The organism is Streptomyces sp. ISL-66, assembly GCF_018614135.1.
Taxonomy (GTDB): Bacteria; Actinomycetota; Actinomycetes; order Streptomycetales; family Streptomycetaceae; genus Streptomyces.
On record NZ_JAGGOW010000115.1, the window covers coordinates 39,128 to 53,672 of the forward strand.

14 protein-coding genes are annotated in these 14,545 nt (G+C 72.6%); 6 read left to right on the top strand and 8 right to left on the bottom strand.

Annotated features, from left to right (window positions below; all coding sequences use genetic code 11):
- Positions 1-16: 16 nt before the first annotated feature.
- The 5 genes from pepN to J7E97_RS22040 form a co-directional block, all read right to left on the bottom strand.
- Entirely contained in the window at positions 17-2,617 is a 2,601-nt protein-coding gene (gene pepN / locus J7E97_RS22020) for an aminopeptidase N (RefSeq protein WP_215030029.1), read from the bottom strand.
- A 50-nt stretch (positions 2,618-2,667) separates the two neighbouring features.
- On the bottom strand, positions 2,668-2,979 hold the full coding sequence (locus J7E97_RS22025; RefSeq protein WP_215030031.1) for a chorismate mutase: 312 nt from the start codon (positions 2,977-2,979) through the stop codon (positions 2,668-2,670).
- Positions 2,980-3,218: 239 nt separating this feature from the next.
- Positions 3,219-4,415, bottom strand: a complete 1,197-nt coding sequence (locus tag J7E97_RS22030; protein WP_308346637.1) for a histidine kinase — start codon at positions 4,413-4,415, stop codon at positions 3,219-3,221.
- A gap of 318 nt (positions 4,416-4,733) precedes the next feature.
- On the bottom strand, positions 4,734-5,390 hold the full coding sequence (locus tag J7E97_RS22035) for a response regulator transcription factor (RefSeq protein WP_215030033.1): 657 nt from the start codon (positions 5,388-5,390) through the stop codon (positions 4,734-4,736).
- Between the two features lie 277 nt (positions 5,391-5,667).
- Positions 5,668-6,462: a serine protease gene (locus J7E97_RS22040; protein ID WP_308346638.1), complete on the bottom strand. Its 795-nt coding sequence runs from the start codon at positions 6,460-6,462 to the stop codon at positions 5,668-5,670.
- A 133-nt stretch (positions 6,463-6,595) separates the two neighbouring features.
- On the opposite strand from J7E97_RS22040, the gene J7E97_RS22045 reads away from it, so the two are divergent.
- Positions 6,596-7,498, top strand: a complete 903-nt coding sequence (locus J7E97_RS22045) for a hypothetical protein (protein WP_215030037.1) — start codon at positions 6,596-6,598, stop codon at positions 7,496-7,498.
- Positions 7,499-7,618: 120 nt separating this feature from the next.
- On the opposite strand, the gene J7E97_RS22050 is transcribed toward J7E97_RS22045, so the two are convergent.
- The 3 genes from J7E97_RS22050 to J7E97_RS22060 form a co-directional block, all read right to left on the bottom strand.
- The gene (locus tag J7E97_RS22050; protein ID WP_215030039.1) at positions 7,619-7,816 is read right to left on the bottom strand and encodes a hypothetical protein; all 198 of its coding nucleotides are present in this window, start codon (positions 7,814-7,816) and stop codon (positions 7,619-7,621) included.
- Positions 7,817-8,178: 362 nt separating this feature from the next.
- Positions 8,179-9,087 carry an SDR family oxidoreductase gene (locus J7E97_RS22055; protein ID WP_215030042.1) on the bottom strand — a complete coding sequence of 303 codons (909 nt, stop codon included), beginning with the start codon at positions 9,085-9,087 and terminating at the stop codon, positions 8,179-8,181.
- A 1-nt stretch (position 9,088) separates the two neighbouring features.
- On the bottom strand, positions 9,089-9,853 hold the full coding sequence (locus tag J7E97_RS22060; RefSeq protein WP_215030044.1) for an SDR family oxidoreductase: 765 nt from the start codon (positions 9,851-9,853) through the stop codon (positions 9,089-9,091).
- A gap of 56 nt (positions 9,854-9,909) precedes the next feature.
- On the opposite strand from J7E97_RS22060, the gene J7E97_RS22065 reads away from it, so the two are divergent.
- The 5 genes from J7E97_RS22065 to J7E97_RS22085 are packed head-to-tail and all read left to right on the top strand — an operon-like array spanning position 9,910 to position 14,366.
- A complete protein-coding gene (locus tag J7E97_RS22065) occupies positions 9,910-10,659 on the top strand; it encodes an enoyl-CoA hydratase family protein (protein ID WP_215030046.1) in 750 nt (249 codons plus the stop codon).
- Positions 10,656-11,540: a CoA transferase subunit A gene (locus J7E97_RS22070; RefSeq protein WP_215030048.1), complete on the top strand. Its 885-nt coding sequence runs from the start codon at positions 10,656-10,658 to the stop codon at positions 11,538-11,540. The genes J7E97_RS22065 and J7E97_RS22070 overlap by 4 nt, the downstream gene beginning before the upstream one ends.
- The gene (locus J7E97_RS22075; protein ID WP_215030051.1) at positions 11,537-12,277 is read left to right on the top strand and encodes a CoA-transferase subunit beta; all 741 of its coding nucleotides are present in this window, start codon (positions 11,537-11,539) and stop codon (positions 12,275-12,277) included. Before J7E97_RS22070 ends, J7E97_RS22075 begins: the two co-directional genes overlap by 4 nt.
- A gap of 4 nt (positions 12,278-12,281) precedes the next feature.
- Complete coding sequence (locus tag J7E97_RS22080; protein ID WP_215030054.1) at positions 12,282-13,370, top strand: nitronate monooxygenase family protein; 1,089 nt, start codon at positions 12,282-12,284, stop codon at positions 13,368-13,370.
- A gap of 57 nt (positions 13,371-13,427) precedes the next feature.
- Positions 13,428-14,366, top strand: coding sequence for a tyrosine-protein phosphatase (locus tag J7E97_RS22085; protein WP_215030057.1), 939 nt, complete (start codon positions 13,428-13,430; stop codon positions 14,364-14,366).
- Positions 14,367-14,545: the final 179 nt, after the last annotated feature.

The window sequence follows — 14,545 nt, forward strand, 5'->3', positions numbered from 1 at the left end:
CGCGGGGGACGCGGGGTCAGGGGTGGGTGCGCAGGGCTCGGGCCAGGTCGTCGAGGTGGTCGGTGAGCTTGCGGCGCAGGAGGGGGGTGATGGCGGGGTCGGTCAGGCTGGTGCGTCCGGCTTGGAGGTTGGCTTCGGTGATCTCGTGGCCGGGGAGGGCCCAGCGGCCGGCCGCGTCGGCGATGGCGGCACCTCGGCGGGCGGCGAGGGTGACGGCTTCGGCGTAGGCGCGGGGTACGTACTCGCGTACGAGATCGGCCTGTTCGGGCTGCCAGAAGCCCTGGGCGGTGGCGGTGAAGAGGTAGTTGGAGAGGGTGTCGTCGTGGAAGAGGCGGTCCCAGGCGGCGGCTTTGGCCTCGGCGGTGGGCAGGGCGGCGCGGCAGCGGGCGGCGCCTTCCTGGCCGGTGGCGCTGGGGTCGGCGGCGAGGGCTTCGGCGATGTCGTTCTCGTCGGCGGCGCCCAGTACGGACAGGCGGCCCAGGATGCGCCAGCGCAGTTCGGGATCGAGTTCGGGGCCGCCGGGGACGGTGCCTTCGGCGAGCCAGGCGGCCACGGTGTCGGGCTGGGTGGCGCTGTCGATGAGGGTGCGGACGGCGACGAGCCGCAGGCCGGGCTCGGAGCCGTCCTCGGTGCGCCGTAGCAGGGCGCGGGCGATGGAGGTGAGGGTGGCGAGGGCGCCGGTGCGGTGTTCGGGGGTGAGGTAGCGGACGGCGATCTGGGTGCGGGCGAAGCCGAGTACGTTCTGGACGATCTCCAGGTCGGTCTCCGCCTCTACGTGGGCTTCGGCGGTGGCCAGGTAGTCGGCGGCGGCCAGTTCGCCGTCGCGGACCATGTCGCGCAGGGAGTTCCAGACGACGGCGCGGGTGAGCGGGTCGGGGAGGCGGGAGATGCCGCGCAGGGCGGTTTCCAGGGAGGTTTCGTCGAGGCGGACCTTGGCGTAGGTGAGGTCGCCGTCGTTGAGGACGAGGAGGGCGGGGCGGGGGCCGCCGACGGAGAGGATCTCGTCGGAGGGGACGTCGAGGGCGAGGACCTCGCGGGCTTCGAGGGCGCCGTCGGGGGCGCGGTCGTAGAGGCCGGCGGCGATGTGGTGGGGGCGGCTTCCGGTGCGGTCGACGGTGAGGGTCCATCCCGCGGGCCCGTCGGCGGGGACTTCGATGCGCGGGGTGAGGGTGTCGATCCCGGTGGTGCGCAGCCAGATCTCGGCCCAGGCGTGGACGTCGCGGTCGGTGTGGGCGGCGAGGGAGTCCACGAAGTCGGCGAGGGAGGCGTTGGCGAACTTGTGGCGGGCGAAGTGGGTGTTGATCCCGGCCAGGAAGTCCTTCTCACCGAGCCAGGCGACGAGTTGGCGCAGCGCGGAGGCGCCCTTGGCGTAGGAGATGCCATCGAAGTTGAGGAGGGCGGAGGCGGTGTCGGGGACTGCGGCGGCGTCGGGGGCGACGGGGTGGGTGGAGGGGCGTTGGTCGGCGTCGTAGCCCCAGGGCTTGCGTTCCATGCCGAAGCCGGTCCAGGTCTCGGTGAAGCGGGTGGCCTCGATGAGGGTCTGGTAACCCATGTATTCGGCGAAGGACTCGTTGAGCCAGATGTCGTCCCACCAGCTGAGGGTGACGAGGTCGCCGAACCACATGTGGGCCATCTCGTGGGCGATGGTCACGGCGCGCCGCTGGCGTTCGTTGTCGGTGACGGCGGAGCGGAAGACGTATTCGTCGCGGAAGGTGACCAGGCCGGGGTTCTCCATGGCGCCCGCGTTGAACTCGGGGACGAAGGCCTGGTCGTAGGAGTCGAAGGGGTAGGGCTCGCTGAACTTCTCGTGGAAGCGGTCGTAACAGGCGGTGGTGATGCCGAGGATCTCGGTCGCGTCCGCGTCGAGGTACGGGGCGAGGGAGCGGCGGCAGTGGATGCCGAAGGGGAGCCCGGCGTGCTCGGTCCGGACGCTGTGCCAGGGGCCGGCGGCGACGGCGGCGAGGTAGGTGGAGATGACGGGGGTGGGGGCGGACTTCCAGATGCCGGCCTCGGCGACGGAGCCGTCGCCCGAGCCGTCACCCGGGCCGTCACCCGGGCCGTCACCCGGGCCGTCACCCGGGCCGTCGCCAGAACCCGCGCCGCCCTCGCCGAGGCGCTCGCCGACGCGTGTGGTGACGCCGTTGGCGAGGACCGTCCAGTGCGCGGGGGCGGTGACGGTGAACTCGAAGACGGCCTTGAGGTCGGGCTGGTCGAAGGCCGGGAAGACCCGCTGGACGTCGTCCAGGAACATCTGGGTGTAGACGTACGTCTCCCCGTCCGCGGGGTCGGTGAAGCGGTGGAGGCCTTCTCCGGTGCGGGAGTAGTGCATGCGGGCGTCGACGCGGAGCTCGTGGGGGCCTTCGGTGAGGCCGGTGAGCGGGAAGCGGCCGTCGTCGAGGGCGGCGGGGTCCAGGGGGTGTCCGTCGAGTCGTACGGAGCGCAGTTCGTCCGGTTTCAGCTCGAGGAAGGTGTCTCCGGCGGCGCGGGCGGCGAACCGGATGACGGTGCTGGACTCGAAGGTGTCGTCGCCGGTGGTGAGGTCGAGGGTGACTTCGTAGTGGCGGACGTCGAGGAGCCGGGCTCGGAGCTGCGCTTCGTTGCGCGTCAGTGCGGACATGGGCCCATGCTGCCGGATGGCGGCGCCGGGCCCCAGTGGCCCCCGGGGTTCTACTCTTCGCCCGCGGCGATCGTCTCGTGGTGGCGGATGACCTCGGCGATGATGAAGTTGAGGAGCTTCTCGGCGAAGGCGGGGTCGAGTTTGGCGTTCTCGGCGAGCTGGCGCAGCCGGGCGATCTGGCTGGCCTCGCGGCCCGGGTCGGCCGGGGGCAGCTGGTGGCGGGCCTTGAGGTGGCCCACCTGCTGGGTGCACTTGAAGCGCTCGGCGAGCATGTGCACCACGGCCGCGTCGATGTTGTCGATGCTGTCCCTCAGACGGGCCAGCTCGGCGGTGACGGTCTCGTCGATGTCGCTGGTGTTCATGGTTCCCGAGAATACGTGGCGTGCGCGGGTGGTTCGCCGGCCGGCCGGTCAGTGAGACGGGGCGCTGTCCGGATCCGGACCGCCCCTCCGTCCGGACCGCCCCTCCGTCCGGACCGCCCCTCCGTCCGGACCGCCCCTCCGTCCGGACCGCCCCTCCGTCCGAGCCGCCCCCTCCGTCCGGACCACCTCTCTGTCCGGCCACCTCTCTGTCCGGCCGCTTCTCTGTCCGGACCGCCCTTCTATTGGAGCGGTAGGAGCGCCGTGACGAGCCAGCCGCCCTCGGGGGCGGGGCCGGCGGTGAGGGAGCCGCCGAGGGCTTCGGCTCGTTCGGCCATGCCGACGAGTCCGTAACCGCCGCCGCCGGCGCTCTCGGAGAGCCGGGCCGGGCGGCCGCCGTCGTCGGCGATGCGGACCTCCAGGCCGGCCGGGACGGTGCGCAGGCCGATCCGGACGGCGGTGGCCGTGGCGGCGTGCTTGCCGATGTTGGTGAGGGCTTCGAGGACGATGCGGTGGGCGGTGGCCGCGACGTCGGCGGGGAGGCGGGCCTCCAGGTCTTCCTCGATGTAGAGGACGACGGGCGGGCCGGTGACGGCGAAGCGTTCCGTCAGCCCGCGGATCTCCCGGAGGCCGGCGACGGGGGCGGTGCCGGCGGCTGCCGCCGGTCCCGTGCCGGATCCGGCGCCCGGTCCCGTTCCAGTGTCCTCGGCGCCCTCGCGGAGGATCTTGACGAGGCGCCGCATGGAGCCGAGGGCTTCGTCTCCGGCGGCCTCGATGCGGCCGAAGATCTCCTCGGCCCGTTCGGCGGAGACCTTGGTGAACCGGGCGGCCCGCGCTTCGACGACGATGCCGGTCACGTGGTGGGCGACCAGGTCGTGGAGCTCGCGCGCCAGCTCCAGGCGCTCCGCGCTGCGTACGGCGCGCAGCTCGCGCACGCGCTGGACGGACTGCAGGCGCAGGAGCAGGGAGTACGCGGCGACGACGACGGCGAGCACGGAGAAGAGCAGCGTGAACCGGCCAGGATCGGTGTCCCGGACGGGCACGGCCATGCATCCGAGGCCCAGGAACGGGCCGAGGACGGCGGCGGTGGGTGCGGGGGCGCGGACCAGGATCTGACTGAGGAGGACGAGCAGGGCGATGGCCTCGCCGCCGCCCCAGACGACGAGGGGGTGATGGCCGAAGATCAGGAGGAGCGTGACGGTCCAGGTGACGGCGACGGCGAACCAGGCGCGGACGAGGAGCGGGATGCCGGGCCAGGGGGCGGCGCTGAGGCAGACGAGGATGCCGGACGCCCAGACGGCGGCGTGCGGGGTGCTGGGCTGGCGGGCGAGGACGACGCCCTCGAAGCTGACGAGGGCGAGGAGGGTGACGGAGAGGGTGATCCGGATCCAGTCGGCGGCGTAGGGGTGGCGGCGGGCCCATGGCCCCAGGGGGCTCACTGGTGGACCTCGGGTGACGAAACCCCGGGCGGGTGGCTCCGCGGGTTGCTCCGCGGGTGGGGCGGGGGCTTCGACGGAGGCGGCTGTGCCCGGCGGCGGTGCCCACACCCGTGGGCGCCGGTGTCGTCGCAAGCGCTGCGCGTCGGCTTCCTGGGGCTCCGCCCCAGACCCCGCGCCTCGAACGCCGGCGAGGCTGACATGGCCCGGGGGTCACACCCGTACCAGCCAATGCCGTCCGAAACCCTGCCCGCCAGCCTCCCGGGGCTCCGCCCCGGACCCCGCGCCTCAAACGCCGCCGAGGCTGACATGGCCCGGGGGTCACGCCGGGGTGCTTGCCAGGCCGCTTTCCCAGGCCCAGGCGGCGATTTCGACGCGGTTGCGGGCGTCCAGTTTGGCTTGGACGTTGGCCAGGTGGGTCTTGACCGTGGAGAGGGAGACGAAGAGCTCGCCCCCGATCTCGGCGTTGGTCAGGCCGCGCGCGAGGCAGCGTACGACTTCGCGTTCCCGGTCGGTCAGGGGTTCGGCGGGGCGGCGGGCGGCCACCGAGGCGGGGGTCCGTGGGGCCATTTCGCGCAGGAGCCTGACGGTGATGGCGGGCGAGACGAGCGAGTCTCCGACGGATGCCGCCCGGACGGCTTCAACCAGCATGGCCGGGCTCGCGTCTTTGAGGAGGAAGCCGGACGCTCCGCCGTGGAGTGCCGCGTGCACGTACTCGTCGAGGTCGAAGGTGGTGACGATGACGATGCGCGGCTTGTCTTGGCCGCAGAGGCGTCGGGTGACTTCGAGGCCGTCGAGTTTCGGCATGCGGATGTCGAGGAGCAGGACGTCGGGCCTGTGTGCCGCTACGGCGGCGAGGGCGGCTTCGCCGTCGACCACGTCGGCGACCACCTCGATGTCCGGCTGGCTTTCGAGGATCATCCGGAATCCGGTCCTGACCATCTCCTGGTCGTCCGCGATGATCACTCTGATCGCCATGTCCCGCCTGCCCCAATGTCGCCCGCTGCTAGTGCTTTCCGACCCGGTGGGTTCTTCCCATGGGACCTGTGCCCGCGTGGGCCCGCAACCGCGGGGCGGGCCGCCGGGAGCGTGCCGCGGGGCCGGAGCTGCACTGTCCGGGCCTCCCGGCACTCCGGTCGACCGTACGTACGTTTGGGGCATCGCGCCTCGTCCTTCCGGCCCGTTCGAGCAGGGCCGGAAGGACGAGGGAGCGGCCCCAGAGGGCAGGAGGAGCAGGAGGGGCGGCCGCGGGGTCTCAGAGGGTCGCGGCCGCGCTCTTGATGGCTCCGGCGAAGGTGGAGACCTCGGTGTAGACGCCGGGGAAGTCGGGCCGGGCGCAGCCTTCGCCCCAGCTGACTATGCCGACCTGGATCCAGGCGTTCGCGCTGTCGCGGCGGAACATCGGGCCGCCGGAGTCGCCCTGGCAGGTGTCGACGCCGCCTTGGGCGAAGCCGGCGCAGATCTCTTCGGCGGGCACGAGGGAGCTGCCGTAGGAAGCCTGGCAGGAGGCGTCGGAGACGAAGGGGACGGTGGCCTTCATGAGGTAGCGCTGCTGGCTGCCGCCTTCGCGGGTGGCGCCCCAGCCGGCGACGGTGAAGGTGCCGTTGTCGTAGGCCTTGGTGTCGGCGATCTTGAGCGTGGGCAGGTTGATGGGCTTGGCGAGCTTGATGAGGGCCCAGTCCTTGCCGGTGCCGTTGTAGCCGGGGGCCTGCAGCACCTTGGTGGACTTGACCTTGATGGCGCTGGAGCTGTTGAGGTCGACGACTCCGGCGGTGGCGGTGATGGAGGTGTTGTTGCCGGAGCCGCTCACGCAGTGGGCCGCGGTGAGGACGATCTGCTGGGTGTAGAGGGCGCCACCGCAGCCCATGGAGAGGCGCACCATGAAGGGGAACTCGCCCTGGGCGGCGCGGGTTCCGCCGACGACCGGGGCGGTGGAGGCGGTGGCGGAGCCGGGCTGGAGGCTGACGGCCGCGAGGGCGACGGCTCCGACGGCGAGGGTGCGCTTGAGGAACCGGAGCGGAGTGCGGGAAAGGTTCGACACGGTCGACACGCTGCCTTTCGTGGGGGGTTGGGCCTTGCGCGTCATCGGGTGCATGACGAGGAAATGACGGGTCCATGACACATCGCACGTACGGTCGGCATCAAGAACGTGTTTTCGGACAATGTGCGGCGAGGGAGGCCTGATGACGCAGAAGGGCAGGCACAGCAGCCCGATCCAGCACGGATTTCCGCATTTGGAGACCGTCCGCCAGTCCCTCACCGCGCTGTTCCGGCGCCTTTCGGCCGACGGCGTCCGCTCCTACGACACGTCCTTCGCCCCCGCCGACGCGGCCTTCGGCCCCTCCGACGACCTGCACCTCGGCGCGCACCGGGTGGCTTCCTCGATGGTCCGGGCGCTGCGGCTGCCCGAGGCGCGCATGGTGGTGGGCTTCCGCGCGATGGAGGAGGCGGCCACCGTGGAACTGACGGCCGGCCCCGAGTACTTCATCGAGGTCAACGACCGCTTCCGCGTCCATCGCCGCGATCTGGCGGCCGCCCTCGCCCACGAGGTGACGCACGTGCTGCTGCACCGCCTGGACCTGCGGTTTCCCACCATCGCGGCCAACGAGATCCTCACGGACACCGCCGCCGCCTACCTCGGCGCCGGCTGGCTGCTGCTCGACGCCTACCGCGAGGACGAGCTCACCCACCAGAAGCTCGGCTACCTCACCCCGGAGGAGTTCGGCTACGTACTCGCCAAGCGCGGGCGGCTGCTGGGCGAGGACCTCTCCGCCTGGTTCACCAGCCCGCAGGCCTACGAGGCGTACGTGCGCGGTCGCGCCCTGGCCGACCAGGACCTGCGCCGGGCCCCCCTGGCGGCCGCGGGCCGGCCGGAACGGCGTCGCTACCTGCGGGACCGCAGGGCGGGCGGGACCGCTCCGGGGCACGGGGCGGCGTACCGCTTCGAGGAGCCCGGGCCGGGCGGCGAACTCCGCGTGAGCTTCCCCTGCCCGGTGTGCGAGCAGCGGCTGCGCCTGCCCGCACACGCCGGACCGCTCCGGGCCCGCTGCGGGCTGTGCCACACGGTGCTGGAGTGCGACACCTGACGGCCCGGACTGACACGACTGACAGGACTGACAGGACGGCCAGACCAGTACGACCGCCCGGACCGCCGGGGCCGACAGGACCGCCCGGACCGCGAAAGGCGGCCCCGGCGCTCACCGCGCTCACCCGCCGCAGCCGCAGCCGCCGCACCCGCCGCAGCCGTCTCCCCCGCCGCAGCCTCCGACACCGCCCCCGCTGTCACTGCCGCCGCTCGCGCTCTTGCGCTTGCCCACGGCCAGGTAGTCGATCACCGTCACGAACACGACCCAGACGAAGACGACGCCGCCCAGGACGACCAGGAAGACCATCTCGCCGCTCATACCGGCGGTGTGCCCGGCCCGCGCGGCCGGAACACACCCCTCCGGGCGGGCGGCGTGGCAGGAGCTGTACGGGCCGGGGCGGACGGCCGCGGCCGCGTAGGCGCGGGACCCCGGGAACCGGCCGTCTCCGCGCAGAAAGTGGACAACATGATGGGCCGACTGCGGTTCAGCGGGTGGATGCACTGGGTAGAGATACCGCAGCGCACGAGTGAAGGATCCGGGCCCGACCCCTCGCCAGGGGGCCGGGCCCGGCGCCTTTCTGGCCGGGCCACAACATCCGCTTGCGCGGCTGTGCGCCTAACTCCCCCGGGGCCCGGCCCGATTCAGCCCCGTCGGCGCTTGAGGGGCGGGGCCCGCACGCCTCACCGCGCCCCGTACACCCCCCGCGGCGCCTCCGCCGCCGACAGGAGCTTCGCCGCGGCCTCGCCCGCCTCGGCGGGAGTCCATCGCGCGCCCCTGTCCGCCGTCGGACCCGGTCGCCAGCCCTCCATCACCGTGATCCGGCCGCCCTCCGCCTCGAAGACGCGGCCCGTGACTCCGGCCGAGGCGTCGGAGCCCAGCCACACCACCAGCGGGGACACGTTCTCCGGGGCCATCGCGTCGAAGGACCCGGGCTCGGGGGCGGTCATGGTGTCCGCGAAGGTCCGCTCCGTCATCCGGGTCCGCGCGGCCGGAGCGATCGCGTTGACCTGGACGCCGTAGCGGCCCATCTCCGCCGCCGCGACCAGGGTCAGCCCGAGGATCCCGGCCTTGGCCGCGCTGTAGTTGCCCTGTCCGACCGACCCCGACAGCCCGGCCCCCGAAGAGGTGTTGACCACGCGCGCGGCCACCCGGCGGCCCTCCTTCGCCTCGGCCCGCCAGTGCGCCGCCGCGTGCTTCAGCGGCAGGAAGTGCCCCTTGAGGTGCACGCGCATCACCGCGTCCCAGTCGTCCTCGTCGAGGTTCACGAGCATCCGGTCGCGCAGGAACCCCGCGTTGTTGACCAGGGTGTCCAGCCGCCCGAAGGTCGAGACGGCCGTCTCGACCAGCGAAGCCGCCCCTTCCGCGGTGGCGATGTCCCCGCCGTGCGCGACCGCCTGGCCGCCGGCCGCCCGGATCTCGTCGGCCACGAGCGCCGCCGGGCCGTCCGCCGCGGGGAGCCCGTCCAGTCCGACTCCCAGGTCGTTGACGACGACCCGGGCCCCTTCCGCCGCGAAGGCCAGCGCGTGGGCCCGGCCCAGTCCGCGCCCGGCGCCCGTCACGATGACCACACGGTCTTCGGCAAGTCCCATGTCAGCTCTCCTTGTTCGCGGTTGCCGCATCCAAAAACGCCGGGCGCTCGCCGCCCCCGTGCACGAGCAAGCTCGCCCCGCTCACGTATCCCGCCCGGTCGGAGGCCAGGAACACGGCCGCCTCCCCCACGTCGGAGGGTTCGGCCAGCCGTCCCAGCGGGACGGTCGCGCCGACCGCCGCGATGCCCGCCTCGTCGCCGTAGTGCAGGTGCGCGAGTTCGGTCCGCACCATGCCCAGGACCAGCGAGTTGACCCGTACGTCGGGGGCCCATTCGACGGCCATGGACCGGGCCAGGTTCTCCAGGCCGGCCTTCGCGGCCCCGTAGGCGGCGGTCCCCGGCGAGGGGCGGGTGCCGCTGACGCTGCCGATCATCACCACCGATCCGCGCGCTTCGCGCAGCCACGGGTAGGCGGCCAGCGAGGCGGTCATGGGGGCGGTCAGGTTCAGCTCCAGCACCCTCGCGTGGCGCTGCGCCTCGCCCTCGCCGAGCAGCCGGTACGGGGTTCCGCCGGCGTTGTTGACCAGGCAGTCGAGGCGTCCGTGGCGCCGGGCGACCGTGGCGAAGAAGTCCTGTACGGCGGCGGGGTCGCGCAGGTCGAGGGCGGCGTAGGACGCCGAGCGGCCCTCCGTCGCGACCGGTTCCTCCGGCGGCCGTCGCGCGCAGACGACGACTTCGGCTCCCGCCGTGAGGAACGAGCGCGCGATCCCGGCGCCGACGCCGCGGGTTCCGCCGGTGACGACGACGACCCTCCCGTTGAGCTCCATCGGCTGCTACCTTCCTCACCTAACAAATGTTTGGTGGAAAGGTAGCTGATCCTCTCATGGGTGTCTCCACCTCAAGCCCCGGCAAGGGCATCGCACTCCTCACGGTCGACTTCCCGCCCGTCAACGCATTGCCCGTACAGGGCTGGTACGAGCTCGCCGACGCCCTGCGCGCGGCCGGCCGCGATCCCGAGGTCCGGTGCGTCGTCCTCGCCGCCGAGGGCCGCGGCTTCAACGCCGGCGTCGACATCAAGGAGATGCAGCGCGACACCGGCCACGCCTCGCTCATCGGCGCCAACCGGGGCTGCTACGAGGCCTTCGCCGCCGTGTACGAGTGCGAGGTGCCGGTCGTGGCGGCCGTGAACGGCTTCTGCCTCGGCGGCGGGATCGGCCTGGTCGGCAACGCCGACGCCATCGTCGCCTCCGAGGACGCGACCTTCGGACTGCCGGAGCTGGACCGGGGCGCCCTCGGCGCCGCCACCCACCTCGCCCGGCTCGTCCCCCAGCACCTGATGCGCACCCTCTACTACACCTCGCGCACCGCGACCGCGGCCGAACTGCACGCGCACGGCTCGGTGTGGAAGGTGGTCCCGCGCGCGGAACTGCGGGCGGCCGCCCTGGAGCTGGCCGCCGAGATCGCGAAGAAGGACGGCTACCTGATCCGGCTGGCCAAAGCGGCCATCAACGGCATCGACCCGGTGGACGTGCGCCGCAGCTACCGCTTCGAGCAGGGCTTCACCTTCGAGGCCAACCTCAGCGGGGTCGCCGACCGGGTCCGCGACACCTTCGGAAAGGAGGGACCGGCATGACCGGCCGGAGCGACAACCAGAGCGACAACCGGAGCGACAAGACGATGACCGCCGACGAGGCCGTCGGACGGCTGCGCAGCGGGATGACCGTCGGCATCGGCGGGTGGGGTGCGCGGCGCAAGCCCATGGCCCTGGTGCGCGCACTGCTCCGCTCCGAGGTCACCGGGCTCACGGTGATCTCGTACGGCGGCCCCGACGTCGGGCTGCTCGCCGCCGCCGGGAAGATCGCCAAGCTGGTCACTCCCTTCGTCACCCTCGACTCCATCCCCTTGGAGCCGCACTACCGGGCCGCCCGCGAGAACGGCGCCTTCCCGCTGACCGAGCTCGACGAGGCCATGTTCATGTGGGGCCTGCACGCCGCCGCCAACCGGCTGCCCTTCCTCCCGGTCCGTGCCGGCCTCGGCTCCGACGTCATGCGCGTCAACCCCGAGCTGCGCACCGTCACTTCGCCCTACGCCGACGGCGAGGAGTTCGTCGCCGTCCCCGCCCTGCGCATGGACGCCGCCCTGGTCCACCTCAACCGCGCCGACCGGCACGGCAACGCCCAGTATCTGGGCCCGGACCCGTACTTCGACGACCTCTTCTGCGAGGCCGCCGACACCGCCTACGTCTCCTGCGAGCAGATCGTCGAGACCGCCGAGCTCTCCAAGGCCGGGCCCCCGCAGTCCCTCCTCGTCAGCCGGCACTCGGTCACCGGCGTCGTGGAGAGCCCGAACGGCGCGCACTTCACCTCCTGCGCCCCCGACTACGACCGCGACGAGGCCTTCCAGAAGCTGTACGCGACCACCCCCTGGCCGGAGTTCGCCGAGCGCTTCCTCTCGGGGGGCAGCGAGCACGCCTACCAGTGCGCCGTCCAGGCCTGGCACGAGGAGCAGCAGTGAGCAGCACGAACACCACCGTCAGCCGTGCGGAGTACTGCGTGATCGCCTGCGCCGAGGCGTGGCGCGACAACGGCGAGGTGCTGGCCAGCCCCATGGGCCTGGTGCCCTCGTTCGGGGCCCGGCTGGCGAAGCGGACCTTCTCCCCCGACCTGCTGCTCACCGACGGCGAAGCCATGCTGGTGGGCCTCGACGGCACGGCCGAGGGCTGGCTCCCGTACCGCCGCCACCTCACCATGGTCACGGGCGGCCGCCGCCACGTGATGATGGGCGCCAGCCAGATCGACCGGTTCGGCAACCAGAACATCTCGTGCATCGGAGACTGGGCGCGCCCGGCCCGCCAGCTCCTCGGGGTGCGCGGCGCTCCCGTGAACACCCTCAACAACCCGGTGAGTTACTGGATCCCCAAGCATTCCACCCGGGTGTTCGTCGAGCGCGTCGACATGGTGAGCGGGGTGGGCTACGACCGCGCCGAGGCGGCCGGGGTGACCCGCTACCACCGCCTCCCCCGCGTGGTCAGCGACCTCGGCGTCTTCGACTTCGCCGGCCCCGACCACCGCATGCGGCTGGCCTCGCTGCACCCGGGGGTCACGGTCGAGCAGGTCCGGGCCGCCACCGGCTTCGAGCTGGCGGCCCCGGACGAGGTCCCGTACACCCGGGAGCCGACCCCCGAGGAGCTGCGGCTGATCCGCGAGGTCATCGATCCCAAGGGGCTGCGCGACCGGGAAGTGCGGGTCTGATCCGATGGAGACGGCACTCACCGAGCTGGTCGGGGTCGAGCACCCGATCGTGCAGACGGGCATGGGCTGGGTGGCGGGCCCGCGTCTGGTGTCGGGGGCGGCCAACGCGGGTGCGCTCGGCATCCTGGCTTCGGCGACGATGACGATGGACCAGCTGCGGTCCGCCGTCCACGAGGTCAAGTCCCGTACGGACGCGCCGTTCGGGGTCAATCTGCGGGCGGATGCCGGGGACGCGGCCGAACGCGCCCAGTTGATCATCGACGAGGGCGTACGGGTGGCCTCGTTCGCGCTGGCCCCGTCCAAGGAGCTGATCGCACGGCTCAAGGACGCGGGCGTGGTGGTGATCCCCTCGATCGGGGCCCGCCGGCACGCCGAGAAGGTCGCGGCCTGGGGCGCGGACGCGGTGATCGTGCAGGGCGGCGAGGGCGGCGGGCACACCGGTGACGTGGCCACGACCGTGCTGCTGCCGCAGGTGGTGGACGCCGTGGACATCCCGGTGATCGCCGCGGGCGGCTTCAGCGACGGCCGCGGGCTGGTCGCCGCGCTCTCCTACGGGGCGGCCGGCATCGCCATGGGCACCCGGTTCCTGCTGACCTCCGACTCCACCGTCCCCGACGCGGTCAAGGCCGAGTACCTGAAGGCGGGCGTCAAGGACGTCACCGTCACGACGGCCGTCGACGGGCTACCGCACCGGATGCTCCGCAGCGAGCTCGTCATGTCCCTGGAGCGCGCGGGCCGTACGAAGGCGCTGGCCGAGGCGGTGCGGCACGCGGCCGGCTTCAAGAAGCTGTCCGGCCTGTCCTGGCCGCAGATGGTCCGGGACGGCCTCGCGATGAAACACGGCAGGGACCTGTCCTGGAGCCAGGTGCTGCTCGCCGCGAACACCCCCATGCTCCTCAAGGCGTCCATGGTCGAGGGCCGTACGGACCTCGGCGTCATGGCATCGGGTCAGGTCGCGGGCGTGATCGAGGACCTTCCGTCCTGTGCGGAGCTCGTCGCGCGCGTCATGGCCGAGGCACAGGCCGTGCTGGAACGACTGCACGGCCTGGCCGCCCCCCACGTCGTCACCCGGCACGAAATCCCCCCTCAGTAGTCAGGCACCCTGCCACCCACAGGGTGATTCCCTTCTCCGTTACAGGAGTTGCCCCTCATGAGCCGTGCCCGAATCCGCCTGGCGACCGCGGTGCTCGCTGCCGCCCTCGCCGTCGCAACCCTGCCCGTCGCCGCGTCCGCCGCGCCGGCGAACAGTGCCACCTCCGCCTCCACCTCCGCCCGGCATCACCAGCAGCTGTCGGAAACCATTCGCCAGATCCCCCTCGAGGGCGCGGTCAACGTCCGCGACCTCGGGGGCTACCGCACCTGGTCCGGCAGCCAGGTCCGCCAGGGCCTGGTCTACCGCTCCGACGCGCTCGGCAAGCTGACCGCGGCCGACATCACCACCCTGTCCGGGCTCGGTCTCACGAAGGCCGTCGACTTCCGCATCCCCATGGAGGTCCAGTACGACGGCGCGGACAAGCTGCCCGCCGGCCTGTCCTCCACCGCCCGCCCCGTCAGCGACCTCGGCCTGTACGGGACCCTGGTCGGCGCCATAGCCAGCGGCGACCCCGTGAAGCAGGAGCAGATGCTGGGCGGCGGCCGCGCCGAGGCCTACATGCGCGACATCTACCGCACGTTCGTCACCAGCCCCGAGAACCGGGCGCAGTTCGCCACCACGCTGCGGGAGATCGCCGACGGCAAGCAGGGCCCGCTGCTGTTCCACTGCACGTCGGGCAAGGACCGGACGGGCTGGATGAGCTACGTCCTGCTGCGTGCGCTGGCCGTCCCACAGGACACCGCCGAGCGCGACTACCTGGCCTCGAACACCTTCCGCGGCGCGTACGACGCCCAGCTGCGGGCGGCCCTCAAGCAGTCCGGCCGGATGCAGAACCCCGATCTGCTGATCCCGCTCCAGGAGGTCCGCCAGGACTACCTGGACGCGGCGACCACGCGGATGGAGGCCGACTTCGGCGGCTTCTACGGCTACCTGACCGAGGGCCTCGGCCTGGACCTGAACACCCTGGCGAAGCTCCAGGTCAAGATGGTCCGGTAGCGGCCCGGGACGGCGCTGGGCACAGCACGACGCCGGGCGGCGCGAGAAGCGCTGCCCGGCGTCGTGGCCGTGCGTACGTCGTCGAAGGTCAGGCGGAACGGCGGCGGGCCTGGCCCGCGCCACCCACCCGGCTGCGGGCCGAAGCCGCGGCCGCACCGCCGGAGGCGCCGCCCCCGGTG

What these genes read in the sequence shown, in the direction of transcription:
- pepN (WP_215030029.1), bottom strand. Translation starts at nt 2,617, where the DNA reads ATGTCCGCACTGACGCGCAACGAAGCGCAGCTCCGAGCCCGGCTCCTC.
- J7E97_RS22025 (WP_215030031.1), bottom strand. Translation starts at nt 2,979, where the DNA reads ATGAACACCAGCGACATCGACGAGACCGTCACCGCCGAGCTGGCCCGT.
- J7E97_RS22035 (WP_215030033.1), bottom strand. Translation starts at nt 5,390, where the DNA reads ATGGCGATCAGAGTGATCATCGCGGACGACCAGGAGATGGTCAGGACC.
- J7E97_RS22045 (WP_215030037.1), top strand. Translation starts at nt 6,596, where the DNA reads ATGACGCAGAAGGGCAGGCACAGCAGCCCGATCCAGCACGGATTTCCG.
- J7E97_RS22050 (WP_215030039.1), bottom strand. Translation starts at nt 7,816, where the DNA reads ATGAGCGGCGAGATGGTCTTCCTGGTCGTCCTGGGCGGCGTCGTCTTC.
- J7E97_RS22055 (WP_215030042.1), bottom strand. Translation starts at nt 9,087, where the DNA reads ATGGGACTTGCCGAAGACCGTGTGGTCATCGTGACGGGCGCCGGGCGC.
- J7E97_RS22060 (WP_215030044.1), bottom strand. Translation starts at nt 9,853, where the DNA reads ATGGAGCTCAACGGGAGGGTCGTCGTCGTCACCGGCGGAACCCGCGGC.
- J7E97_RS22065 (WP_215030046.1), top strand. Translation starts at nt 9,910, where the DNA reads ATGGGTGTCTCCACCTCAAGCCCCGGCAAGGGCATCGCACTCCTCACG.
- J7E97_RS22070 (WP_215030048.1), top strand. Translation starts at nt 10,656, where the DNA reads ATGACCGGCCGGAGCGACAACCAGAGCGACAACCGGAGCGACAAGACG.
- J7E97_RS22080 (WP_215030054.1), top strand. Translation starts at nt 12,282, where the DNA reads ATGGAGACGGCACTCACCGAGCTGGTCGGGGTCGAGCACCCGATCGTG.
- J7E97_RS22085 (WP_215030057.1), top strand. Translation starts at nt 13,428, where the DNA reads ATGAGCCGTGCCCGAATCCGCCTGGCGACCGCGGTGCTCGCTGCCGCC.